Genomic DNA, 22,627 nt, shown 5'->3' with positions numbered 1-22,627 from the left:
GAATGATCGAACGATGAGCAACGCGCAACACTGGATCGCCCGCAAGGGCCAGCCGCTGCAGGGCAGCCTGACCATTCCCGGCGACAAGTCGGTCTCGCACCGCTCGGTGATGTTCGCCGCGCTGGCCGATGGCACTTCGCATATCGAAGGCTTCCTGGAAGGCGAAGACACCCGCGCGACCGCGCGCATCTTCAGCCAGCTGGGTGTGCGCATCGAGACCCCCAGCCCGTCGCAACGCATCGTGCACGGCGTCGGTATCGACGGCCTGAAAGCACCGGATGCGCCGCTGGACTGCGGCAACGCCGGTACCGGCATGCGCCTGTTGGCCGGCCTGCTGGCGGGCCAGGCGTTCGATTGCACGCTGATCGGCGATGAGTCGCTGTCCGGCCGCCCGATGCGCCGCGTGACCGGCCCGCTGTCGCAGATGGGCGCGAAGATCGACACCCAGGATGACGGCACGCCGCCGCTGCAGGTGCATGGTGGCCAGGCGCTGCACGGCATCGACTTCGCCTCGCCGGTGGCCAGTGCGCAGATCAAGTCGGCGGTGCTGCTGGCTGGTCTGTACGCGCAGGGCGAAACCAGCGTGCTGGAACCGCACCCGACCCGCGACTACACCGAACGCATGTTGTCGGCGTTCGGTGTGGACATCGAATTCTCGCCGGGCAAGGCCCGCCTGCGCGGTGGCCAGCGCCTGCGCGCGACGGATATCGTGGTGCCGGCCGATTTTTCCTCCGCCGCGTTCTATCTGGTGGCTGCCAGCATCATTCCGGGCTCCGAGCTGCGCCTGAAGCAGGTCGGCCTGAACCCGCGCCGCACCGGTCTGCTGCATGCGCTGCGCCTGATGGGCGCGGACATCACCGAAGAGAACCCGGCCGAGCAGGGCGGTGAACCGGTGGCCGATCTGGTGGTGCGCTACGCGCCGCTGAAGGGTGCACGCATTCCGGAGGAACTGGTGCCGGACATGATCGACGAGTTCCCGGCGCTGTTCGTGGCCGCTGCCGCCGCCGAAGGCCAGACCGTGGTGAGCGGTGCGGCCGAGCTGCGGGTGAAGGAATCCGACCGCCTGGCCGCCATGGCCACCGGCCTGCGCGCGCTGGGCATGCAGGTGGACGAAACCGAAGACGGCGCCACCCTGCACGGCGGTGTGCGCCTGGGCAGCGGCACCATCGAAAGCCACGGCGACCACCGCATTGCCATGGCGTTCGCCATCGCCGGCCAGATCAGCGACGGCGAAGTACGCATCAACGACATCGCCAACGTCGCCACGTCCTTCCCGGACTTCGATGGCCTGGCCCGCGGCGCAGGATTCAACCTGGCCTGATCGTCATCGCGTCCGCCGGGCCCTGCCCAGCAGATCGCGCGCCTTGGTAGGTGCCGACCTTGGTCGGCACGCTCACATCATCCGGTAGACGCCAACCTTGGTTGGCACACTCACTTCACCCGGTAGACGCCAACCTTGGTTGGCACACTCACATCACCCGGTAGACGCCAACCTTGGTTGGCACGCTCACATCTCCCGGTAGGTGCCAACCTTGGTTGGCACGCTTTCCCGCATAAAAGGACGGAGGCCGAAGCCTCCGTCGAAACATCACGAACCCCTCGTCCGCGATCAACGCTGCTCGGTACGGAAATCCACCGGGACCCGCACCACGCTTGCTACTGCGCGGCCGTCATGCACCGCGGGCTGGAACTTCCAGTTCTGCACGGTGTTCAGCACCGCACGATCCAGGTCGCGGCTGCGCTCGCCGCTGCGCGAAACGATCGCAGCGTTGGCGACATTGCCGCGGGTATCGACATTCAGGCTGGCGATCACGCTGCCCTGTACACCACTGCGCAGTGCGGCGGCGGGGTAGGTGGGCATGCGGTTGTTGGCCAACGGGCGCGCTTCGCGATTACGCAGCACCGGCGCGGCCTTGTGCTGGCTGGAGGCCGGGGCAGCCTGGCGTGCGGCGGGCGCCGCTGCATCGGTTGCCGCTGCCTGCTCAGGGGCCGGCAGCATGCGCTCGCCGACCGGTGCTGGCGCCACATCTTCCTGGTTGGAATGACGCAGCCAGAGCAGGGCGGCAGCAAACATCGCCACGATCAGCGCGATCCACATCCAGGGCGACGTGGGCTTGTGCTGCACGCTTGAATCCTGCTGCAGCTGCGGCGAATGAAGGTCTTCGTGGGTGGTGGCAGTCATCGCTAACTCCTTCCGTCAATGGACGACGTGGGAAGTGTTGCGCGAGCCATGGACGGGAAGTGTCAGCGTTGCGTCAACGCCACCGGCAGGGTTCAGTTTGCCTGCCGGGAAGCGTTCAGTTACTGCGTCTTGAAGTCGAACGGCACTTCAATGCTGCCGGGCACGGCCTGGCCATTGCTCTGCGCCGGGGTGAAGCGCCAGCGGCGCACGGCGTCGGTGGCGGCACGGTCGAGGTCGCGTGAACCGCTGCGCTGGATCACCGTTGCGTTGTTCGGATAGCCGGTGGCGTCCACATCCACGCGTACCACCACGGTGCCGGTTTCACCGGCGCGCAGGGCGGCGGCGGGATAGGACGGCGGCGGCGACTGGCCGGCGATCGGCATCGGCTGGCTGTTGCCGCCGGCGGCGGGCGCAGGGCCCGGTGCAGCCGGGGCCGCTTCAGCGATGGGGGCGGGCGGTGGCGGAGCGGTTTCGACCAGCTTCGGCGCTTCTTCCTCGACCGGGGCCGGCTTGGCATCGGGCATGTCGCTGGAACCGGCCGCCGCGGCCAACGGTTCCGGCAAGGGCTCGACCTGGGCGGTTTCCTGTGGGGTCTGCGCGGCCGGGTCGGCGCGGAAGAACTCCTTGTCACGGCCGGTCAGCCAGACCAGCACGAACAGCAGCACGCCCACGCCGAAGGCGATGCCGGCGATCTTCAGGGCGTTGCGCGGGATATGCACAGTGAACGACTTGGCGGACGACGAGCGGGGTGCAGACATGGACCGGACCAGTACGGAATGGCTCGATTCTGCCACGGCGGGAATGAACGGGGCGGCAGAAATCCGTATAACAGGCGATAATCCCGTTCCTGATACCCACCACGACACCTGCCATGCTTGATCCAGCCCTGCTCCGCCACCAGCCCGCCGACCTCGCCGAACGCCTGCGCACCAGCCGCGGCTTCGAGCTCGACGTGTCTGCCCTGGAGTCCCTGGAGGCTGATCGCAAGCGCATCCAGGTGCGGACCCAGGAGCTGCAGAGCCTGCGTAACAGTCGTTCCAAGGCCATCGGCCAGGCCAAGGCCAAGGGCGAGGACGTCTCGGCCATCATGGCCGAGGTCGCTGCCTTCGCCGACGAGCTGAAGGCTTCGGAAGTGGCGCTGGACGAGCTGCGCGAGAAGATCGATGCCATCTCGATGGGCATCCCGAACCTGCCGGCCGATGACGTGCCGGCCGGTGCCGACGAGAATGACAATGTCGAGCAGGCGCGCTGGGGGACCCCGCGCCAGTTCGACTTCAAGGTGCTCGACCACGTTGAGCTGGGCGCCCGCAATGGCTGGCTGGACGGTGAGACCGCGGCCAAGCTGTCTGGTTCGCGCTTCACCGTGCTGCGCGGCCCGATCGCGCGCCTGCACCGTGCGCTGGCCCAGTTCATGGTCGACCTGCACACCGGTGAGCACGGCTACGAGGAAACCAACGTGCCGCTGCTGGTCAACGCCGATTCGCTGCGGGGCACCAGCCAGCTGCCGAAGTTCGAGGATGACCTGTTCAAGACCGCCGTGGGTGATTCCACGCGTTACCTGATCCCGACCTCGGAAGTGCCGCTGACCAACATCGTGCGCGACGAGATCGTCGATGCCGAGCACCTGCCGCTGCGCATGACCGCCCATTCGATGTGCTTCCGTGCCGAGGCTGGCAGCGGTGGCCGCGACGTACGCGGCATGATCCGCCAGCACCAGTTCGAGAAGGTCGAGCTGGTTTCGATCAGCCGCCCGGAAGACAGCGACGCCGAACACCAGCGCATGACCCGCTGCGCCGAAGTGGTGCTGGAAAAGCTGGGCCTGCCGTACCGCAAGGTGCTGTTGTGCACCGGCGACATGGGCTTCTCGGCCATCAAGACCTACGACCTGGAAGTCTGGCTGCCGTCGCAGGAGACCTACCGCGAGATTTCCTCGTGCTCGAACTGTGGCGACTTCCAGGCCCGCCGCATGCAGGCCCGCTGGCGCAACCCGGCCACCGGCAAGCCGGAACTGGTGCACACACTGAACGGCTCGGGCGTGGCGGTCGGCCGCGCGATGATCGCGGTGATGGAGAACTACCAGAACGCCGACGGCAGCATCACCGTGCCGGAGGCCCTGCGCCCGTACATGGGCGGCCTGGAAACCATCGCCTGATTCCCTGATCGGGCGGGTGCCATGCTTGCATGGCACCGAATCCACGCATGGCGTGGATCTACTGGAGGATGTTGCACGCGCCCGGCATGAATTCACCGATGCCTCAGTAGATCCACGCCATGCGTGGATGAACCACCGTGATCACTCCACAGCGCGCAGCTTCTCCAACGGCACCCATCCCGGTTCGCCCGTCGCCGGCACGCACCACGCCCAGCCATTGAGCGTGCGCTCCCCGCGCAGCAGTTGCCCGGGATCCACATCCAGTTCCCGCGCGCAGTAATCCTCCGTGGCAAATGCGCCACCCTGCGCGTCGCGGCCGATCACCGGCGCCGGCACGAATCCAGGCTGCTGCCCTTCGGCTTCGCACAGGAACCAGTCTTCCCAGCCCTCGGGGCCTTCATAGCGTTCGCCCACCACCAGTGCCTGGCCACGGCGCAGGGTGATCGGGTGCGGAAATTCGCTGCGGTGTGCAGCGGTCACGATGTAGTTCATGACTCAGCCTAACGCCCTGGTGAGCGTCGCGCATGGCACGGAATCCACGCGCACGGACAGTAGATCCACGCCATGCGTGGATGGCGCAGCAGCCACGCCATACCCCATGGAAAAAACGGCCCCGCAAAGCGGGGCCGCCAGGGTGGGCCGGGATGGGGGAGGGGATCCCGGCCCGCGTGCAGCGCCCAGACGAGGAGAGAGCGGCGCCGAACGCTGGAACGCTTATGCAGCGGCGGCTTCGACCGCTTCGTGCGACGGCAGCGCAGCCAGTGCGCCGGCAATGGCGTCTTCGCGGTGCTGCGGCGAGTAGGCGATGCCTTCGGCGCGTACGAACTCGACGTCGTTGATGCCCCAGAAGGCAAACGTCTGGCGCAGGAAGGGCTCCTGGAAGTCCGCGGGCGAATCGGTGTAGATGCCGCCACGGCTGCTGGCGATGATCACCCGCTTGCCACCGGCCAGGCCTATCGGGCCGTTCTCGGTGTACTTGAAGGTGCGCCCGGCCACGGCCACGCGGTCGATCCAGGCCTTCAGGGTGGACGGAATGCTGAAGTTGTACATCGGCGCGCCGATCACCACGATGTCGGCCGCCAGGAACTGTTCGAGTACCTGTTCAGCATCGGCAGCTTCGGCCGCGTCGGTCCTGGCAAGCGATCCGCTGCGCAGATGCGGTACCGGATTGGCATCAAGATCGCGATAATCAACCTGCAGGCCGTCGATCTGCTGCGTGAACTGGGCCACCACGGCGGCGGTCAGGTGGCGGGAGACGGAGTTGTCGCCAAGCACGCTGGCGTCGATGTGCAGAAGCTTCATGGCAGTACCTATGTTCGGGAGAGGTGGCGGGCTTGCCGCCGACGGAGAGAACGATAGGTTGTTGCAAAGACGGAATAAAGGTGGTTGAATGCCACGTATTGTTCTAGATATGGAACTCGGGCATGCATGACCTGAATGATCTGTACTACTTCGCGATGGTGGTCGACCACGGCGGGTTCGCCGCCGCCGAGCGCGCACTGGGTATTCCCAAGTCGCGCCTGAGCCGCCGCATCAGCCAGCTGGAAACCGACCTCGGTGTACGCCTGCTGCAGCGCTCCACGCGCCGTTTCGCCGTCACCGATGTCGGCACCAGCGTGCACCGCCACGCGCAGACAATGCTGGCCGAGGCACAGGCCGCACGCGAAGTGGTGGACCGCCTCAGCGCGGAACCGCGCGGCGTCGTGCGCGCCAGCGTGCCGGTGTCACTGGCGCAGATGCAGCTGCCCAAGCTGCTGCCCAAGTTCCTTGAGCAGTACCCGAAGGTGCGCCTGCAGCTGAACATCAGCAACCGCCGCGTGGACATCATCAACGAAGGCTACGACGTGGCCCTGCGCGTGCGTTCGCGCCTGGACGACGATGGCAGCCTGGTGATGCGCAGCTTCGGCCAGGTGCAGGAACTGCTGGTGGCCAGCCCGAAGTACCTGGACCGCGCCGGTCGCCCCAAGGACCCGGAAGAGCTGACCCAGCACGTCACCCTCAGCATCAGCGAAGACGAAGCACGCCAGCGCTGGGAACTGCATGGCCCGGAAGGTGAGGTTCGCCGGGTTGACCTGCAGCCGCGCGTGGCCGGTTTCGACTTCCCGCTGCTGCAGAGCATGGTGAAGGACGGTTTCGGCATCACCATGCTGCCGGAAACCGTGTGCGCCGATGCGGTGCGCAATGGCGAACTGGAAGTGGTGCTGCCGGATTGGTCGCTGCCGCAGGGTGTGTGCCATGCGGTGTTCGCCTCGCGCCGCGGTCTGCTGCCGGCGGTGCGCGTGTTCATCGACTTCCTGGCCGAGCACCTGCCGCCGCAGCTGGAGGCCTCGCGCCTGGATTGCGGTGGTGCCTGCGAAAAGGCCAAGGAGCGGATCAAGGCCAGCGCGCTGGGTGCGCTGGCGGTGGACGCGGGCTGAGGCCAGCCGCCTCAACGACAATGCTGATCCATGAAACGGTAGCGCCGGGCCATGCCCGGCGTTGCTGTTTCCGGGCGCCGATCACTTCCGGCCCAACAGCCGGTCCCAGAAGCTGCGCCGCGGTTGTGTGGCAACGGTGGGCTCGGCAATGATCGGTGCTTCGAGAACCGCCATCAGTTCCGCGCTGCGCGGCTTCTTCAGGAAACGCGCGTAGTCCAGATAGCTGGTGACCTTGCTCATGTGTAGGCGCTCGGGCATCGCCGGCAATGCACCTCCCTGCAACAGCACCCGCAATGCTTGCGGACGGTCCAGGCGGATCGCCTCGAACAGTGCCGTGCCGCCGCAGCCGGGTTCGATCTGGTTGGCGCGCTGTGGCGCATCCTTCAGCAGGTCGCGCAGTGCGTTCGCATCATCGCGTTCCACCGCCGCTACCAGTCGTGCCAGTGCTTCGGCTTCTTCGGGCGGAAGACTGTCGCGATAGGCCTGGTCGGCGATCTCGCGCTCGTCGCGCCCATCACCGCCCTGGATGCACAGGAAATCGGTGACCAGAGCGACCGGAATGCCGGAGGTATCCAGCGCCCAGTAGCTCGGATAGACGCCGTCGCCCCAGCCGCTGGTGAATACGACCAGGCCATGCGGTGAGTCCTCGCCCCAGGGGCGGTATTCGGCGCCCTCATCCAGGCCGTCATGGTCGATCAGTGCATCAGACCACTCGCTGCCTTCGTCGCCATCGGCCTGTTCGATCAGGGCCAGCAGTGCCTGCTGGGTGTCGGTATCCATGAAGCAGCCGATGCCGGCGTCGACCGGGTAGCCGATAAAGCTGTCCTCATCCAGTCCGGTCAGGTCCTGCGTGGTCCAGCGCGCCATCTGCCAGTGCAGGGCAGACGCAGTGAGGGCTTCGCGGGGCTTGAACCAGACCACGGCCAGCGCCGGGCGGCCGCTGTGCACGATGATCTCGACCGGATGCCGGCCCAGCGGGGCGGTGTAGTCGGCCAGCGCAGGCGCCTCGGCCTGGACCAGTGGATCGCAGACCACCAGATGCCCACTGCTGACCGGCAGGTGCCCGGCGAACGTACGGTGCAGGGCCATTGCGGCCAGCTGGGTGTCGTCCAGCAGGGTGGTGCGCAGGTTGGCCAGATCGAGGTGGGCCATGGCGGCTCCGATTGCAGTGAAGGCCCCACCGTGCCGGATGCGAAGGGCGGGGGCAAGGGTGGTCTTGGGCAAATGCGCTTCACGTGCGAGAATACGCCGCTGCCCGGGCGACCGGGACCCGATTGGAGAGATGGCCGAGCGGTTTAAGGCACCGGTCTTGAAAACCGGCGAAGGGTTAAACCTTCCGTGGGTTCGAATCCCACTCTCTCCGCCAATCCTGAGTAAGTGTTTGTTTTGAAACAACATTTTTCAGGCGCTTGAAGGGCGGCTTGGGGCACCAATCGGGGCACAACTCCGATGCGATTACCAAGCTATCTGACTCGCTCTTCCACTGGTCGTTACCAGTTTCGCATGCGCGTTCCGACGGACATGCGCGGCATCGTCGGCAAACCTTTCGTCAAGCATCCCCTGGGCACCCACCTGCATAGCGCAAGAGTGGCTGCCTTGGCCATCGCGCAGCGTTATGCTCAAGCATTCGATGCCATCAGGGATGGGTGCATGACCAAGAAGGGACTCACGGTTGAGGATGTTCTGCGCAGCGTCGCGGAGAACGGCTCCCGGCGTTATGAAATTGACTTGCCGGGCTTCCGTCTTCGGACCACGGATGCGGCCGACCATGCTCGAGCAATGGAGGCGCTGGAAGAAATCGGCAAGTTCCACTTCGGTGATACGGGTGCAGTTCCGGCGGCGGCTGGGCCAAACCCGTTGGAATCAGCGGCGGCGCAGCCCCTGCCAGCTGAGACCATCAGCCTGGTCGATGCGAAGCGAATCTGGCAGGACAAAGTCGCCGCCGAGGACATCGAGGTCAAAACGGTCGGCATCAAACTGCTTCCCGTGACAGAGCTGATCGAGTTCTTGGGCGCCGAGCGCGAGCTGCACACCATCACGCGGCCTGAGATGGCCCGCTTCTACGACCATTTGGCCAAGCGCGGGTTAACGCGCTCTACGCTCAACAATCGCCAGAGCTACCTCGCAGGAAAGAGAGGATTTTTCACTTGGGCGATGGCTTCAGGCTATGTGCTCAAGGGAGACAATGTCGCCGCAGGTCATGTCAGCGTTTCGATGGCGGAGAAGCGCAAGCGCCGAAAATTTGGCTTCCAGGCCTTTACCTTGGACCAGATCCATCAGCTCTTCGCGCCCGATAGCTTCAAGCAGCTTTCGACGGGAGCGCGCTGGGCGGCATTGTTGGGCCTCTATACGGGCGCCCGGGCGGGCGAGATTGGGCAGCTGTTCACCCTCGACGTCAAGGAAGAAGAGGGAATCCCGTGCATCCGGTTTACCGATGAGGGGGAGGATCAGAGGTTGAAGACCGATGTTTCCAATCGGGTCGTCCCGTTGCATCCCGACCTGATCAAGCTCGGTTTCTTGGACTACGTCGCCGAACGAAGGGAGAGCGGGGACTGGCGATTGTTTCCGCAGGCTGACAGTAAGGCGAAGAATGGTGCGGGGAACTGGATATCGAAGGCGTTCAGCTACTACCTCCAAAAGCACAGTGGTGGGTGGCCGAAAGCAAAGCGCGGTTTCCATAGTCTCCGAAAGACCGTGATTCAGGAGATGCAGGGCAGCGGTGTTGCTTCTGAGATGCGAGCCCAAATCGTCGGCCACGAATTGGACGACGAACACCACGCGACTTACAGCAGGCCTTTTACGGTGAGTGAGAAGCTCAATGGTGCCGGGGGAACCCCAGCTCTGGGTGTGCTTGATTACGGGATCGACCTGGAGGCGCTGCGGACCCTGCCGGCACGCAAGATCGGGCGGCGCAGCAGCAATACCTCCGCACGCTCTACGAAGGTCGGTGGTAAGGGGAGGGAGCGGAACTGATGGCCCTCAGTGCTGCGGACGCCTACCGCCGTGCGGTCGAGCGGTTTCTTGGAAAGCTCACGGGGACGCAGACGGTGGGAGGTATGGAGAGGGCCGTCAAAGAACAGCGTCGCCAAGGGCTGAGGCGTCCCATCTTGGATCTTGAACTGACTTTCAACGAAGCCGCCGGTGTTCTCGCCATCAGCACTGGCCAGTTGGAGACACTGCTCCAACAGCACCCTCCCAAGGATCATCTGTTCGAGGTCAAAGGGACTCGCAAGAGGGCCACTACCCTATCCAGGTTAATGGACTGGGCCGACTGGCTAAGGGGGGAGGGCTACTGGAAGCCGCTGACGGAACGCGGAACCAGTCCCGATACCTTGCTCACAGCTAAGTTGCCCTTCTTGCTGGTCAAGTCGTCCGGGACGCAGCGAGTGATTGTGGAGCCTCTGTCCGGCAAAGACATCTCCGATGCGCTCCTTCAACAGATACAGGAGCTTGGACGTGCGAACGACTGTAAAGTCATCTTCAGGACGTTTGCAGATGCCTTTGCCATGCCTTGGCTGAGGCCTGACGTCAAACGCGCCTGGGCAGACACGTTCTTCAAGATGGCAAAAGCACAGGCGGCTTACTTCCGCGATTTGGCGCAACGGTTGGAAGCCACCCGCGCTCAGGTTAATAGGCAAGTATTGGACGAGCACCTGCAGCCAGCGCCTCGAAAGACGCCCCATCAGGGCGCTAGGCGCGTCTAACGGCAACTGAATGGAATTGGAGGCCTCCAATATCCGTATCTATGGCAGCCCTCACTTCGGATGATTACTCCAACGCCCCGGTGGTCGGAGCGATGGAGCAACAAGATGGGCCTTGATATGTATGGGGGAAAGATCCACAAGGAGGAGACGTCGTGCGAGGGACAGGTGTTCTTTCAGTGGCGATGCCATCCCAACCTCCACGGCTGGATGTTCGGGCTGCACAGTGCCCGGACGGGGTGCTCTGACCCGTTTGAGTTCAACATGGTTCGCGTGTTTCTCGGAGCGGCAGACCTCGACGCATTGGAGCAGGCTGTCCTCGATGAGCGGCTGCCCCACACGGTGGGCTTCTTCTTCGGTGAATCGGATCCCGATCGAGCTGAAGAAGATCTGGACTTCATTGCGCAGGCCCGCGCATTGATCAACGACGGTTGGGACGTGTTCTACAACTCTTGGTGGTAATGGAATCGGACACGACCATGGCCTACATGGCGGACCGCGACGCTTCCTACGACAGCGGTGTTTGCACCGACAAGACGGCCATTTACGCCGACTACCGGCAATACGTGTTGGAGGAACTGGGCAAGAAGCCAGTCAACGCGGAGGACTTCTGGAAGCGCGTTCGCGAGAAGTTCCCAGGGGCCGGCATCTACCAAATCTCCCATGGGGGCAAGAAGCCTCGTGTGGCCGAGATTCGAATTGCTGGGATCAAGCCGCTGCGAGATATAGCGGATTTGGAGGTGCCTTTGTGAGCAGCTTCTGCGTTTATATGCACCCTTGATCTTGTAAGTGGACTTGGCTTGGATAAAGGAGTTAAATCCGCCTCGGGGGTCCAGTTACACTAAGTCGGCGCTTCGCTTGGAGCCTCATGACCTATTGTCTAGAACAAAGGAGTTGTTGATATGGGCACGTTGGTTGTCAGGCACTATCCGACCAAGCTGTTTCTCAAGGCTGCGGATCACACTTACGTCGAGTGTGGGACAGGGGCGAGAGGATGGAAATGTTGGGGCGGCAAGACCGGAGGAAAATTTCTTCGATCTGTCACAGGGAGCACGCTGCGAGCGGATTCGGTAGCGACGCCCAATGAAACGGCTGGAATCACGTGTTACCTAATCAATGGTGTCTGCCACCAGGCGGCCAACCGAATCTTGAGCCAGTCGAACATCACGGTGGACGGAGCGCGTGGATATTCGTTGTCTGTTTCGCTGTTCGGAGTTCTAGGCAGGGAAACAGGATTTCTTGGCCGCTGTAGGGCGCCGTTCGTGGACTTCCCTGGGGTGACGGGAGACTTGCCCGCATGCATTGGAGACACGGTTCTGCACACCGGAGACGATGTGGGCGTGAGCTTCAATCCCGGTCGGCGCGATTACGAAGACGTTCGCTATATGTCAGAGGTTCGCGAGCTTTATCAGCGTGTCAATGCTGAGGCGCTGCAGGACACCACTGCGCTCTTTGAGAACCAGATGCAGCACTTCCGACTATTCCTGAATCATAAGTTCGGATACCAGCAGGATCGGGTTAGCTCTGCCGAATACCACCGCATCATGGTGGCGCGCGAGAACTTTGAGAGCCGTCGCATTCGTGCCGAACAGACGTTTGCGGAAACGAGGGATGGTCTTGCATTTGTTCGTAAGTTTGACGAAATGACCCTGGAGTTTCAGGATGAGGTGGCGCAAGCTTTGGATGGGCAGGCCTATTTCACTCTGCTGAACCTGTCCCCCGACGAGCGCATCGTCCTTTCTGATCCTGAGGGCACTTTCGAAGCGTATGGCGATGGGACCGAGCCGGGGGGGGCAGCAACCTGATCACGGGCCGCGATTGAGCCAGGCGGAGTATGAACGCCGGATTTCGGCGCTGAATGCGTCGAGTCCGGCTATACCCACAAGTGAGCAGGAAGAAGCACGTCGACTGGCGGAAATGAGTCTGCTCATCGACTACCATCTAGGACAGAACTTCCCACCTGACCGCCGAGAGCGCGTGCTCCAGGAGCACCGCAAGTTGACGCGTCGCTTTGTGTGGCGATTGTTGCGCAGTTTGCTTACCCATCCTTTGAGCCCATCGGAAGGGCTTGCGAGGGCTCAGGTTCGCAGCTTTTCTAAGCTTCTCAAAGACGATGAGCTTGCAGCCCTGCTTGACTTGGATGTCGAGGACGTGACCAGGTTGAAGTAGGCTGGAGCTTGCCAAATCCCCATCCTGTCGCATGCTGAAACTATGACCGCTTCCAATGCCTTTGTGGACGACAGCATGGACCGCCAGGACGCCCTGGCGGCGTCCCCCCGTTTCACCGTGCAACGAACCCCCGAGGGCATTCGCGTGCAGCTCCAGGAGGGCGACACAGACCCCGGCACCGGTTTGACCATCGACCGGGCCTTGGCGTTGCTGGAGAACCTATTGGAGCAGGGACGCGCTGTCACCATTCACGATTGAAGTTTCCAGCCCAACCCCTTGGCGTTGCCGACAGGCGCCTTTCCTTGCCTTCCAGGAGAGCCTGCCCGTGTCCGATGCCACATCCAACGAAAGCTTCCTTCAGCGCCATTCCCGCGACGTCGTCGAGCGCTTGATCCGTCAGATGGAGGAGGGCACCGGTCCCTTTCTCAAACCCTGGGACGCCCGCGTGGATCTCGGGTTGCCCATGAACCCCACGACGGGCAAGAGCTACCGGGGCGGAAACCTGCTCCACCTGTGGGCCCTGCAGAGCGCCTGGGACACCCAGGACAACCGGTGGATGGGCATTGGCCACGATCCCACCCAACACGCGGCTTACGTGAAGTCGTGGATCCAAATCCTCCGGGACGATCCCCGGGAGCTCTTCCGAGCCGCGGGGGCGGCCGAGCGGGTGGTGGAGTTCCTGAAGGTGCCTGAGTTGGTTCGCGAGCCGCTCCAGAAGGTTGAGCAGGAGTGGCAGTCCGTAGCGGCCAATCGGCAAGAGCTTGAGAAACCTGCTTCCAACGTCCGGCAGTGTTCCCGCCCCAAGACGAAAGCCAACCCATCGTGCATCCCAACGTGTAGGCGCGGACCACACCGCACTCCGCCGGCTGCTAGCCCTGCATGAACGGCCTCGGTGCGCTCGGGCTTGAGCGTCACGCTCGCACTCTGGCCGCGCCAGCGGGGCATTGAGGTCAACGCGGCCTTCTGGTCCAAGGGCTTGAGCCACAAGCTGGTAAGAGCGGCCACCAAGGTTGCTAGCTTGGATGGCCACTTGCAGACATTGACGAAGCCTGCGCGACGCAGATGGAAGCCGCTTGTGGCAGCGGGTCAGGCAGAGCAGTTACTTCTTGGATGCCATGCGCTGGTAGAGCTTGTAGACGCCGAACATCGCCGCACCACCCGCAATTGGTGCAGCCGCGACCACCCCCAGTCCAGCAAGCATGCCACCGCCCACAACGCTCCCCACGGTTGCCAAGCCGGAGGTCACGGCGGCTGCACCGGCGGTTCCGGCCGCTGCACCACTGGTTACGCCGAGGATCGCAGAAGTTGCGCCAGCGACAGCTCCGCCGCCGGTCGAAATCGCGGCACCTGCGGCCGATGAACTCTTCTTCCTTGCCATACATTTCCCTGTTGGTTTTGAGTTGTGGGCAGAATCATCGCCTGAGCATCAATCTCTGTCCATATGCTTCATTTTTGTCGCTTTTCCGTCAATTTAATGACGCGGACTGCAGTTTGTGTAACCGCGCTCCGAAGCCCCCCCTTGCGCATTCCCAGAATCGATCTATGCATAGGTGAACCTACTCACGAAATGGAGGTGCACCTTGAAACCCATCGTTCAAGGCCCAACGCGTGGCCCGTGATCGCACCGAGCGCGGACCCATCGCGCCACCCGCTCCCGGGGTGCTGGTGAACTACAGCGTGGCAGGCATGGTGTCCGAGCAACAGCAGGCGCTCTCGTTGGGCCACGAGGTCCGCAAGGCGGGGCGCTGGGGCGTGATCAGCACCAGCGGGCAGGTCAACGCCGACACGGCCGGCACCGGCTACGTTCGCTGGCGTGGGGCCTCAACGACCGGTGGACCCTGCGCGGCACCGCCCAAACCTCAGCGGATGGGAAGGCCAACGTGGCGTTGGGGGCCACGACGGTGCTCGGCACCTATGGCACGCTGGACATGGAACTAGGCACCTCCACGCAAGGCGGCCTACGTCAGGCCATGGCTTACGACTACCGCGGCCCGAGGTTTGGCGTGCGCCTGGAGCACGAGCGCCAACAGGACTACTGGCGCCTGCGCGCCCCCGGTGCGTTGGAGGTGGAGGAGCGCACCCGGGGTTCGGTGTTCTGGCGGCCCACGCCCCAGTGGTCCCTTCGGGCCAGCTATTCGGACGTGCGCACGCCACGCTTTCGCACCGCTTACGCCGACGCCGGGCTGACTTGGCGTGGCTACGGGCACACCGTGGCCGTCTCCGCCTTGCGCGATCTGGAGCGCAAGGAAACCCGGGTGGAGGTGGGCTACAGCTACGATTTGGGCCGGGGCAAGGGCGTGAGCGTTAGGGCCCGGCAAGCCCCGGATGCCACCGCCTGGGCCGTTCAAGGAGGCGCCCGCCCCACGGTGTTGGGAACCCCGGTTGGCTTGTCCGCTTCGGTGGACGAGGGAGCGGCTGGCCAGACGGCCAGGGCCAACGCCAACTGGACCACCCGGGCAGGGTGGGCCCAGATCAACGCCGAGCACGGGCCCAGCGGCACCTGGGCTTCCGGTTCGATGGCCGGTGCCGTCCACCTGGACCGCCAGGGCGTGACGTTCCTGGGGCCGGCCGAATCCTTCGCCGTGGTGGACGTGCCCGGTCAAGCCGGGGTGCCGGTGAGGGTGGGCGGCAGATTGGTGGGGAAGACCAACGCCCAGGGCCGCCTGGTGGTGGGCGAGGTGACCCCGATGGTGCCGACCGAAGTCCGAGTGGACGATCGGGCCTTGCCGCTGGGCACCCAACTGGCCGAGATCGAGCAAACCGCCACCGCTGGCCGCCAAGCCGGCATGCACCTCACCTTCCCGGTCCTGACCGAGACCGCACGCACCTTCCGCCTCACGGGCCCTGCCATCGAAGCGGGCACGGTGGCCAAGACAGCGACCGAGACCACCCAGGTGGGCTACGACGGGGTGCTCTACCTGGAGCAGCCGCGCCCCGGCCAGACGGTGGAGGTGGAAGGGGTCTGCAAGGCCCAGCTGCCTGCGGACCTTGGGGCTGCGCAAACAGTGGCCGAGGTGGCTTGCCGCTGATGGGGAGAGCCTTTGGAAACAAAGGCTTGCTATGTCGCAGGTGCTGCGAAAGTGGCCCTCTACCATGGGGGTGAACGATACTTGGCGCTTGTCTTAGGGGATCACTGGATGCCACTGCTTTCTTGGTTCAATCGCGACGCAGACCTTACACGCGTCGCCTTGGCTCCTTACCGGCTGCTGGAGCCGGTTGCGAAGCTTTCCTACGGGGAAGAGGATTCGCCCAACATGCTCATTGAGGGAGACAACCTCGATGCGCTCAAGGCACTGCTTCCATACTACGCAGGAAGGGTCAAATGTATCTTCATTGATCCGCCTTACAACACGAAAAGTGCGTTTGAGCAATACGACGACAACCTGGAACACTCCAAATGGTTGTCGATGATGTATCCCCAGCTGGAGCTTCTCAAAGAGCTCTTGGCGCCGGATGGATCGCTTTGGGTGTCGCTAGATGACAATGAAGCTCATTACTTCAAGGTCATCGCTGACGAGGTCTTTGGACGGAAAAACTTCATTGCAAGCATCGCCTGGCGGAAGCGTGATGGTGCGCCGAACGATCGCAAGATCGGTAGTGTCCATGATCATGTAATGGTATGGGGTAAAGCGAAAGGTTCGACCGGAAAAGCGACGCTCGCGGAGTTGAGCTTTAACTTGATGCCCCGCACCGATAAGGCGAACTCGCAGTATCGGGTATTCGCAGAGCCTGACGGCCCGGACGATCGCGGGCCGTTCCGGAAGATTGACACGACGGCTAACGGCAAAGGGGGGCGCTTTGTTCAGAGCCTGTTCTATCCCGTCACGAACCCGCATACCGGTGAGGAAGTCTGGCCTCGAAAAGGCACCTGTTGGCGGCATAGCAAGGCAGATATGGAGGCTCTTCAGAAAGATCGTCGTCTTTACTGGGGTGTGGATGGTCAAGCTAAAACGCCCATGCGGAAGCTATTCCTTGATGAGGCAAAACAGGGCATGACAACGCCCACCATTTGGGAAGACACTGGTCTCAATCAGCATGCAAGTCGTGAGATGGAGCTCCTCTTTGGGGAAAAGGCGGCGTTTGAAACCCCGAAGCCGGAGGCCCTTCTTCATCGAGTAATTCATGTTGCAAGCAACCCCGGGGACATCGTGCTCGATAGCTTTTTGGGGAGCGGGACTACGGCTGCAGTTGCGCACAAAATGGGGCGGAACTGGATCGGCGTCGAGCTTGGTGATCACGCACGGACGCTTTGCGTTGAGCGAATGACGAAAGTAGTTGATGGAGAAAAAGGTGGCGTGTCCGAGCTGGTCGAGTGGGAGGGCGGAGGGGGGTTCCGCTTTTACAAGCTCGGCGTGCCCGTGTTTGATGAAAACGGACACATCCGGGAGGGCATTCGCTTTGAGCATCTGGCCGCCCATGTTTGGTTCGCGGAAACAGGAACGGCACGATCAACACGCGCTCCGAAGGACGCCTTTTTGGGTGAGCATAGCGGAGTTGGCTACTACCTGCTCTTCAATGGGATATTGGGGGACATCACCAAGACAGGCGGGAACGTCCTGACCCGAGCCTTGGTGCGTAAGCTTCCCAAGTTCGACGGCCCCAAGGTGATCTACGGGGAGGCAAGTGCTTTGGCTGAAGAGCAACTTCGCGAGCTTGGTATCACGTTCAAGCAAACCCCCTACGACATCAAGGCGCGTTAACTATGGCACTTTCTCTAAAGATCTATCAGAAGCGTGCTCTGGCCAGTTTGGAGGCGTATTTGGGCGATGCTCGGCTTGCTGGACCGGCCCAAGCCTTTGAAGACAATGTCGACAAGGGACTGGTGTCCACTTACAAGCCCATGCCAGGCCAACCAGCAGTGCCATACGTGTGCCTGCGTATTCCCACCGGTGGTGGTAAGACTGTGATGGGTGCGCACATCATCAAGGCGGCCGCGGACACTGTCCTGGAGCGCACCCGTCCACTGGTCTTGTGGATGGTGCCTTCCACCCAGATCAAGAACCAGACGCTGGATGCCTTCCGCGATCCGCGCCACCCATACCGCCAAGAGTTGGACGGAACCTTTGGCGGGCAGGTGGCCATCTTTGACGTCGCGGATTTTGCTCAGATTCGCCCAGCAGACTTGGGGACCAAGACCTGCGTGGTCATCGGCACCGTCGCGGCTTTACGCGTAACCGATAAAGAAGGACGCAAGGTCTACGAGCACCACGAGGACCTGGAGCCCCATTTCGGCGGATCTACGGGTGATTTGAACTACCTGGATAAAGGGCCAAATGGCAAGTCGCTTGCGTCCTTTGCTAACTTGCTCAAGCTCCACGGGCCGTTGGTCATCATGGATGAGGCTCACAATGCCACCACGAAGCTTTCTTACGAGGTCTATGAGCGCTTGGGTCCCAAGGCCGTAGTGGAGCTTACGGCCACGCCGGATGCCAGTAGCTCTAATGTCTTAGTAAGCGTGGCTGCCTTTGAGCTCAAAGACGAAAAGATGATTAAGTTCCCGGTGGTGCTGAAGGAGCACAACGGGCAGTGGGAGGTGGCGGTCAGTAGTTCGGTCGCCCGTCGCAATACCTTGGCCAAAATAGCGCTGGGCGAGCCGGACTACATCCGTCCAATTCTGCTCATCCAAGCTGAAAGCGCCAAAGGAACGGCCACGGTAGAGCAGGTCAAGAAGCACCTGATGGATGTCGAGAAGGTTCCTGAGGCAGCCATTGCAGTTGCCACCGGCGATCATCGGGGTATCGACGGACTGGATCTGTTCGCCAAGGATTGCCCAATTGAGATCATCATCACCAAGCAGGCGCTCAAGGAAGGGTGGGATTGCTCCTTCGCCTATGTGTTTTGCTCGGTGGCACAGGTCAAGAGTGACAAGGACATCCAACAGCTGTTGGGGCGCGTGCTTCGCATGCCCTACGCTACTGCTCGCAAGCAGGAGGCGATGAACAAGGCCTACGCTCACGTAACCACCGAGCGCTTTGGCGCGGTGGCCGGCGAATTGACCGATGCCTTGATGAAGATCGGCTTCAATCCTATCGAAGCCGCGAGCGGCATCCGCGCCGACTCCAAGCCTGGCGACGAGCTGGATCTGCAAGGTGGGGAGCACAACCCTCTGCCGACGCCGGTCCTACGTTTGACGGTGGCGCAAGAGCCCGATTTGACCAACACCCCTGCAAAGGACCACGAGCGGGTGGTGTATGTGCCCAGCGAGCAGGGGAAGGGCGGGGTGGTTGAAGTCACTGGTGAGGTGGACGAATCCACTAGCGAAGCCATCCTGGAGGCAGTTCCAGCCAAGGCGCGCGAGGAGACCGAAGAGAAGCTGCGCCGGCACCAGCAGGTTGCGGTGGCGGTAAAGGCTCCTAGCGAGAACGGTGCGGTCTTCGGCGTGCCCCGTCTTTGCATGGTCGAGCAGGGCGAGCTCGAGTTCATTGATCAGGGTATGGTAGCCACCGATTTTGCGTGGGACTTGTTGGCAAGTCCGCCGGACCTAGGCAGTTTCCGCTTCAACGAGGAAAGCAAGACATTTGAAGTCGACTTGGATGGTAAGGAGGTGAGCTACCACCTCATCAAGGATGATGTGGCTACTTACTTGCCAGGTTTCGCCCAGGACCGAACGGTCACCGATTTGGTTGGCTGGTTGGATCACGAGGTCCGCGATCACACCGTCAAGCAGCCGGTGCTGCGCGAGTGGCTTCGAAAGTCCGTTGATGGTCTGCTGAATAGGGGTCTTTCGTTGGAGCAGTTGCTCAAAGGGCAGTTCGTCCTGCGTCGAAAGCTCGTCGAACAGCTCGCTGCCTCAAAGGCGAACGCTTACAAGCGAGGATTTCAACAGGCGTTGTTCGGAGGTGGCATGGACGTCGTGACCAGTGATGATCCTGGTCATTCTTACACCTACCCGGCAGACATGACGGCGTATCCTGCGCGCTACTACTACCAGGGGCCATATCGCTTCAAGAAGCATTACTACCCGGTCCCTGGCGATATGAATTGGAAGACGGGAAAGGGCAAGGTCACCGAAGAGTTCGATTGCGCTCAGGCCATTGACATGATGGACGAGGTTGAGTTTTGGGTGCGAAACTTGGTTCACCCATCCCAGTTCTGGATGCCAACTTCTAAGCAGCGCACTTACCCGGATTTCGTCGCTCGTCTTACCGATGGGCGTCTGCTGGTGGTGGAATACAAGGGAGGTGACCGATTCTCCGCTGATCAGGAAAAGGAGAAGCGGTTGGTCGGACAGTTGTGGGCCGAGCGCAGCGACGGGCGGGCCGTCTACCTCATGGCGCAGTTGAGGGATGAAAACAACAGCAGCCTTACGGATCAGCTGAAGGCAGCGATCGGTAAGTAATCAGGATAACAGGGGGCAATGGAATGGCTGTCTACATCTCAAGTTTGGATGTTCTGAATTTTAGATCATGTGTTTCCACAAGCTTGCAGCTGACCAGCTTTACACCGCTGGTTGGGTTGAACAATTGCGGGAAGAGCAATTGCCTTACCGCGCTCCAATGGCTCGTGCGTAAGGCAAAGCTTGGTGTGGAAGATTTCCACGAGCCGACCCTGCCGGTGCAAGTGATGGGAACACTGCGTGGGATCACCGAGGCTGATCTGGCGGTCCTGGAGCAAAAGCACCGAAAGAAGATTGAAGGACACGTTCGGGACGGGGCGCTGATGGTTCGTCGCGAACAGCAGGTGCCTGGGGGCGACACTGAACTGACCGTGATGAATCCCGACACAGGCGACTGGGAGCCGAACCCTACGGGCATCGATAACGCCATCTCAGCACTCTTTCCAGATCCTATTCGCATCGGAGCAATGGAGAATGCTGAGGAGGACGCCAGTAAGGCCAAGACGACGACCACGATCGGCAAGCTGCTGGCCTCGATGCTTGCCGCTATCCAAGAGCAGCACGAGGAGGCCTTGACCCCGCACTTGGCAGCCATCCTAGGAATGATCTCTGCAGAAGGTGGAGATCGTTTTAAAGAGTTGGGTCGCATCGACGATTCAATCAATCGTAAGATTTCGGATCTTTTTCCTGGTATCCACATCAAGCTGGATTTCCCAGTGCCGGTCTTCAACGACCTCATTAAGGCGGGAACTGTCAAAGTTTACGAAGGGGAGGGGCGTGGACGTGCCTTCGGGTCATACGGCCATGGCGCGCAGCGCGCCATCCAGATGGCCATGGTCCGGCATCTAGCGGATCTGAAGCGTGGAGCAGCGGCTGCGGGCGGAGTAACGCTACTGCTGGTGGACGAGCCTGAACTCTTCATGCACCCGTTTGCAGTGGAGCAGGTGCGTGAAGCCTTGCGTGCGTTGTCAGAGGCTGGATATCAGGTCGTGTTCTCAACCCACTCTGCTCAGATGATCTTGGCCAAGGACGCGAAGAACGCGCTGCTAATGACGAAAAAGCATCCGGAGGGAACCAAAGCACGTCCGCGCATGCAATCCGTCGTAGAACAATTGGTGGACAATCCCACGCATCAACTCCAGCAGCTATTCAGCCTGACAAATTCGTCTCAGATATTGTTTGCCGACAAAGTCGTGCTCACAGAAGGGAAGACCGAACTCCGGCTGTTGCCATCCATCTTCCAGTTGGTGGCGGGCAAAACCATGGGGCAGTCATCGTTGGCAATTGTTGCGATGAGTGGGGTCTCGGATACTCGTAAGTCAATGGAAGTTTTGTCTGCCCTCGGGTTGCCTGCGTGTGCCATCGTGGACTTGGATTTCGCTTTCCGCCAAGCAACAAAGCATGGTTTCCTGCAGGCGGATGATCCCGATGTTGCTGCGTGCAAGAACGTTCTCGCGAGGATGGCAGGCGCGGGCCTCGTATCTTTAGACGGAGCGTTGCCTTGCAAGGGGATTCAAGGGCCGGCTTCGAAGGCATTCGAGTTGCTTGCGGCCGATGACGAAGCAAAGCCCCACATCGCTGCTTTAATACAGAAACTGCGTGCTCAAGGCCTTTGGTTGTGGGGCGCTGGTGCCATTGAGCCTCACCTTGGGATTTCGGAGAAGTCGGAACACGCCTGGCTATCTCTCCAAGTCCGATTGGAGAGCGAGCCACTGGAAGATTGCTGCTCGGACTCAGATGGCATTCGATCCTTGATCGAATGGCTGGATGCCCCTCCTGCGGTTCAGCCGGCATGAGCGGCCGCGATTGGAGCGCCTATCAGCTGGTGGATTCCGAACGGGAGCTCCGCGTCTCGGAGCATCGGTTCTACGTTGAGCAGGCCAAGACCCGCCTTCTGTCTCAGTTCGCCAACATTGAGGCGGAGGCCGATCAAGCGGAATCCGAGCACTGGGAGCGCAGCGGTCAGTCCTTCGACCCTGACTGGCACGACCCTGGCGATCTAGCGGACGCTGCGCGCGATCACGGCGTCGAGTTCTACCAGCTTCTAAGTGAGATGCATGATCGAACCCGCCTCAGTGTGGTGGCTGGCATGTATCACCATTGGGACAAGACATTTCGACGCTTCCTCGTTCGTGAGTTCAGGTGGCCCAAGTTGGTGATCGGCGACAACACGCGGCGCGCTCTTTGGAAGCTGGATAGCGCGAAGCTGGAGAGGTTGCTTGAAGCCATCGGCTTGGACCTTTCTGCTCTCGCCTGTTACCCACGCATTGATGCCATGCGGTTGGTCGTCAATGTGTTCAAGCACGGGGAGGGGAAGTCATTGGACGATCTCCAGCTGCGCTACCCGGAGTTCTTGCGAACAAGTTCTCACGGATGGAACTTGTTCGACGACACCGACATGGAGGTGTCGGATGTTCACGTCGATGACTTTGCTGCGTCTATTGAACTGTTCTGGCGTGAATTGCCGGCTACCGTAAAGTTCGACGAGGCAAACCTAGATGTTCCAGACGATTTTGCAAAGGCCTGGAACAAAGACCTTGAGGCGCAGAAGGTATCTCGCTTTGTCAAACAGCACGACATTTAACCGGTGTTGTCTCTTTGAGTAGCCCGGGTGAGCGCTTGGTTCCATCGAAAAAGTGAAATGGTGGAATCGAAGCGCTCGTGGCTCAG

Annotated in this window: 21 protein-coding genes and 1 tRNA gene; 16 read left to right on the top strand and 6 right to left on the bottom strand. The window is 61.7% G+C overall.

Annotation, left to right across the window (positions count from 1 at the left end; translation table 11 throughout):
- The first annotated feature begins 13 nt into the window (after positions 1–13).
- Positions 14–1,321: a 3-phosphoshikimate 1-carboxyvinyltransferase gene (gene aroA, locus EKL94_RS00925; protein ID WP_126927615.1), complete on the top strand. Its 1,308-nt coding sequence runs from the start codon at positions 14–16 to the stop codon at positions 1,319–1,321.
- A 288-nt stretch (positions 1,322–1,609) separates the two neighbouring features.
- Here aroA and EKL94_RS00920 read toward each other — a convergent pair whose 3' ends face one another.
- Together EKL94_RS00920 and EKL94_RS00915 are read right to left on the bottom strand one after the other, a co-directional pair.
- Positions 1,610–2,182, bottom strand: a complete 573-nt coding sequence (locus tag EKL94_RS00920; protein ID WP_126927614.1) for an energy transducer TonB — start codon at positions 2,180–2,182, stop codon at positions 1,610–1,612.
- Between the two features lie 119 nt (positions 2,183–2,301).
- Complete coding sequence (locus EKL94_RS00915) at positions 2,302–2,940, bottom strand: energy transducer TonB (RefSeq protein WP_126927613.1); 639 nt, start codon at positions 2,938–2,940, stop codon at positions 2,302–2,304.
- 113 nt (positions 2,941–3,053) lie between these two features.
- On the opposite strand from EKL94_RS00915, the gene serS reads away from it, so the two are divergent.
- The gene (gene serS, locus EKL94_RS00910; RefSeq protein WP_126927612.1) at positions 3,054–4,334 is read left to right on the top strand and encodes a serine--tRNA ligase; all 1,281 of its coding nucleotides are present in this window, start codon (positions 3,054–3,056) and stop codon (positions 4,332–4,334) included.
- A gap of 141 nt (positions 4,335–4,475) precedes the next feature.
- On the opposite strand, the gene EKL94_RS00905 is transcribed toward serS, so the two are convergent.
- Positions 4,476–4,826, bottom strand: a complete 351-nt coding sequence (locus EKL94_RS00905) for an SH3 domain-containing protein (protein ID WP_126927611.1) — start codon at positions 4,824–4,826, stop codon at positions 4,476–4,478.
- Between the two features lie 222 nt (positions 4,827–5,048).
- Positions 5,049–5,636, bottom strand: a complete 588-nt coding sequence (locus EKL94_RS00900) for an FMN-dependent NADH-azoreductase (protein ID WP_126927610.1) — start codon at positions 5,634–5,636, stop codon at positions 5,049–5,051.
- A gap of 122 nt (positions 5,637–5,758) precedes the next feature.
- Here EKL94_RS00900 and EKL94_RS00895 point away from each other — a divergent pair, with 122 nt between their 5' ends.
- On the top strand, positions 5,759–6,751 hold the full coding sequence (locus EKL94_RS00895; RefSeq protein WP_005410175.1) for a LysR family transcriptional regulator: 993 nt from the start codon (positions 5,759–5,761) through the stop codon (positions 6,749–6,751).
- A gap of 81 nt (positions 6,752–6,832) precedes the next feature.
- Here EKL94_RS00895 and EKL94_RS00890 read toward each other — a convergent pair whose 3' ends face one another.
- Positions 6,833–7,903 carry a DUF4241 domain-containing protein gene (locus tag EKL94_RS00890; RefSeq protein WP_126927609.1) on the bottom strand — a complete coding sequence of 357 codons (1,071 nt, stop codon included), beginning with the start codon at positions 7,901–7,903 and terminating at the stop codon, positions 6,833–6,835.
- A 124-nt stretch (positions 7,904–8,027) separates the two neighbouring features.
- Here EKL94_RS00890 and EKL94_RS00885 point away from each other — a divergent pair.
- The 8 genes from EKL94_RS00885 (at position 8,028) to EKL94_RS00850 (ending at position 13,504) form a co-directional block, all read left to right on the top strand.
- Positions 8,028–8,117: transfer RNA gene (locus EKL94_RS00885), tRNA-Ser, on the top strand.
- 83 nt (positions 8,118–8,200) lie between these two features.
- Positions 8,201–9,724 carry a site-specific integrase gene (locus tag EKL94_RS00880; protein WP_126927608.1) on the top strand — a complete coding sequence of 508 codons (1,524 nt, stop codon included), beginning with the start codon at positions 8,201–8,203 and terminating at the stop codon, positions 9,722–9,724.
- On the top strand, positions 9,724–10,455 hold the full coding sequence (locus EKL94_RS00875) for a hypothetical protein (protein WP_126927607.1): 732 nt from the start codon (positions 9,724–9,726) through the stop codon (positions 10,453–10,455). Before EKL94_RS00880 ends, EKL94_RS00875 begins: the two co-directional genes overlap by 1 nt.
- Before the next feature lie 105 nt (positions 10,456–10,560).
- Positions 10,561–10,914 (top strand): hypothetical protein, encoded by a 354-nt coding sequence (locus EKL94_RS00870; protein WP_126927606.1) that lies wholly within the window; start codon positions 10,561–10,563, stop codon positions 10,912–10,914.
- A 17-nt stretch (positions 10,915–10,931) separates the two neighbouring features.
- Positions 10,932–11,204, top strand: coding sequence for an RFX family transcription factor (locus EKL94_RS00865; RefSeq protein WP_126927605.1), 273 nt, complete (start codon positions 10,932–10,934; stop codon positions 11,202–11,204).
- A 150-nt stretch (positions 11,205–11,354) separates the two neighbouring features.
- Entirely contained in the window at positions 11,355–12,257 is a 903-nt protein-coding gene (locus EKL94_RS00860; RefSeq protein ID WP_126927604.1) for a type II toxin-antitoxin system CcdA family antitoxin, read from the top strand.
- A 406-nt stretch (positions 12,258–12,663) separates the two neighbouring features.
- Positions 12,664–12,879 (top strand): hypothetical protein, encoded by a 216-nt coding sequence (locus tag EKL94_RS00855; protein ID WP_126927603.1) that lies wholly within the window; start codon positions 12,664–12,666, stop codon positions 12,877–12,879.
- Between the two features lie 67 nt (positions 12,880–12,946).
- Positions 12,947–13,504: an ArdC family protein gene (locus EKL94_RS00850; protein WP_126927602.1), complete on the top strand. Its 558-nt coding sequence runs from the start codon at positions 12,947–12,949 to the stop codon at positions 13,502–13,504.
- A gap of 216 nt (positions 13,505–13,720) precedes the next feature.
- Here the strand turns inward: EKL94_RS00850 and EKL94_RS00845 are convergent, their stop codons facing one another.
- A complete protein-coding gene (locus EKL94_RS00845; RefSeq protein ID WP_006375898.1) occupies positions 13,721–13,999 on the bottom strand; it encodes a hypothetical protein in 279 nt (92 codons plus the stop codon).
- A gap of 502 nt (positions 14,000–14,501) precedes the next feature.
- Here EKL94_RS00845 and EKL94_RS00840 point away from each other — a divergent pair.
- The 5 genes from EKL94_RS00840 to EKL94_RS00820 all read left to right on the top strand — a co-directional run bounded on the left by EKL94_RS00840 (position 14,502) and on the right by EKL94_RS00820 (position 22,541).
- Positions 14,502–15,650, top strand: coding sequence for a fimbria/pilus outer membrane usher protein (locus tag EKL94_RS00840; protein ID WP_126927601.1), 1,149 nt, complete (start codon positions 14,502–14,504; stop codon positions 15,648–15,650).
- A gap of 108 nt (positions 15,651–15,758) precedes the next feature.
- The gene (locus EKL94_RS00835; RefSeq protein ID WP_046272137.1) at positions 15,759–17,321 is read left to right on the top strand and encodes a site-specific DNA-methyltransferase; all 1,563 of its coding nucleotides are present in this window, start codon (positions 15,759–15,761) and stop codon (positions 17,319–17,321) included.
- 2 nt (positions 17,322–17,323) lie between these two features.
- On the top strand, positions 17,324–19,960 hold the full coding sequence (locus EKL94_RS00830; protein WP_126927600.1) for a DEAD/DEAH box helicase: 2,637 nt from the start codon (positions 17,324–17,326) through the stop codon (positions 19,958–19,960).
- 23 nt (positions 19,961–19,983) lie between these two features.
- Positions 19,984–21,753 (top strand): ATP-dependent nuclease, encoded by a 1,770-nt coding sequence (locus EKL94_RS00825; RefSeq protein ID WP_126927599.1) that lies wholly within the window; start codon positions 19,984–19,986, stop codon positions 21,751–21,753.
- Complete coding sequence (locus EKL94_RS00820) at positions 21,750–22,541, top strand: hypothetical protein (RefSeq protein WP_126927598.1); 792 nt, start codon at positions 21,750–21,752, stop codon at positions 22,539–22,541. The genes EKL94_RS00825 and EKL94_RS00820 overlap by 4 nt, the downstream gene beginning before the upstream one ends.
- Positions 22,542–22,627 lie beyond the last annotated feature (86 nt).

The sequence above is a fragment of the Stenotrophomonas maltophilia genome (assembly GCF_003970865.1).
In the GTDB taxonomy this organism is placed as follows: domain Bacteria; phylum Pseudomonadota; class Gammaproteobacteria; order Xanthomonadales; family Xanthomonadaceae; genus Stenotrophomonas; species Stenotrophomonas maltophilia_AR.
This window is presented reverse-complemented; position numbering and strand designations above follow the sequence as displayed.

What these genes read in the sequence shown, in the direction of transcription:
- EKL94_RS00855 (WP_126927603.1), top strand. Translation starts at nt 12,664, where the DNA reads ATGACCGCTTCCAATGCCTTTGTGGACGACAGCATGGACCGCCAGGAC.
- EKL94_RS00845 (WP_006375898.1), bottom strand. Translation starts at nt 13,999, where the DNA reads ATGGCAAGGAAGAAGAGTTCATCGGCCGCAGGTGCCGCGATTTCGACC.
- EKL94_RS00890 (WP_126927609.1), bottom strand. Translation starts at nt 7,903, where the DNA reads ATGGCCCACCTCGATCTGGCCAACCTGCGCACCACCCTGCTGGACGAC.
- EKL94_RS00865 (WP_126927605.1), top strand. Translation starts at nt 10,932, where the DNA reads ATGGCCTACATGGCGGACCGCGACGCTTCCTACGACAGCGGTGTTTGC.
- EKL94_RS00825 (WP_126927599.1), top strand. Translation starts at nt 19,984, where the DNA reads ATGGCTGTCTACATCTCAAGTTTGGATGTTCTGAATTTTAGATCATGT.
- EKL94_RS00820 (WP_126927598.1), top strand. Translation starts at nt 21,750, where the DNA reads ATGAGCGGCCGCGATTGGAGCGCCTATCAGCTGGTGGATTCCGAACGG.
- EKL94_RS00900 (WP_126927610.1), bottom strand. Translation starts at nt 5,636, where the DNA reads ATGAAGCTTCTGCACATCGACGCCAGCGTGCTTGGCGACAACTCCGTC.
- EKL94_RS00920 (WP_126927614.1), bottom strand. Translation starts at nt 2,182, where the DNA reads ATGACTGCCACCACCCACGAAGACCTTCATTCGCCGCAGCTGCAGCAG.
- EKL94_RS00830 (WP_126927600.1), top strand. Translation starts at nt 17,324, where the DNA reads ATGGCACTTTCTCTAAAGATCTATCAGAAGCGTGCTCTGGCCAGTTTG.
- EKL94_RS00880 (WP_126927608.1), top strand. Translation starts at nt 8,201, where the DNA reads ATGCGATTACCAAGCTATCTGACTCGCTCTTCCACTGGTCGTTACCAG.
- EKL94_RS00835 (WP_046272137.1), top strand. Translation starts at nt 15,759, where the DNA reads ATGCCACTGCTTTCTTGGTTCAATCGCGACGCAGACCTTACACGCGTC.
- EKL94_RS00915 (WP_126927613.1), bottom strand. Translation starts at nt 2,940, where the DNA reads ATGTCTGCACCCCGCTCGTCGTCCGCCAAGTCGTTCACTGTGCATATC.
- EKL94_RS00875 (WP_126927607.1), top strand. Translation starts at nt 9,724, where the DNA reads ATGGCCCTCAGTGCTGCGGACGCCTACCGCCGTGCGGTCGAGCGGTTT.
- EKL94_RS00870 (WP_126927606.1), top strand. Translation starts at nt 10,561, where the DNA reads ATGGGCCTTGATATGTATGGGGGAAAGATCCACAAGGAGGAGACGTCG.
- serS (WP_126927612.1), top strand. Translation starts at nt 3,054, where the DNA reads ATGCTTGATCCAGCCCTGCTCCGCCACCAGCCCGCCGACCTCGCCGAA.
- EKL94_RS00905 (WP_126927611.1), bottom strand. Translation starts at nt 4,826, where the DNA reads ATGAACTACATCGTGACCGCTGCACACCGCAGCGAATTTCCGCACCCG.
- aroA (WP_126927615.1), top strand. Translation starts at nt 14, where the DNA reads ATGAGCAACGCGCAACACTGGATCGCCCGCAAGGGCCAGCCGCTGCAG.
- EKL94_RS00860 (WP_126927604.1), top strand. Translation starts at nt 11,355, where the DNA reads ATGGGCACGTTGGTTGTCAGGCACTATCCGACCAAGCTGTTTCTCAAG.
- EKL94_RS00895 (WP_005410175.1), top strand. Translation starts at nt 5,759, where the DNA reads ATGCATGACCTGAATGATCTGTACTACTTCGCGATGGTGGTCGACCAC.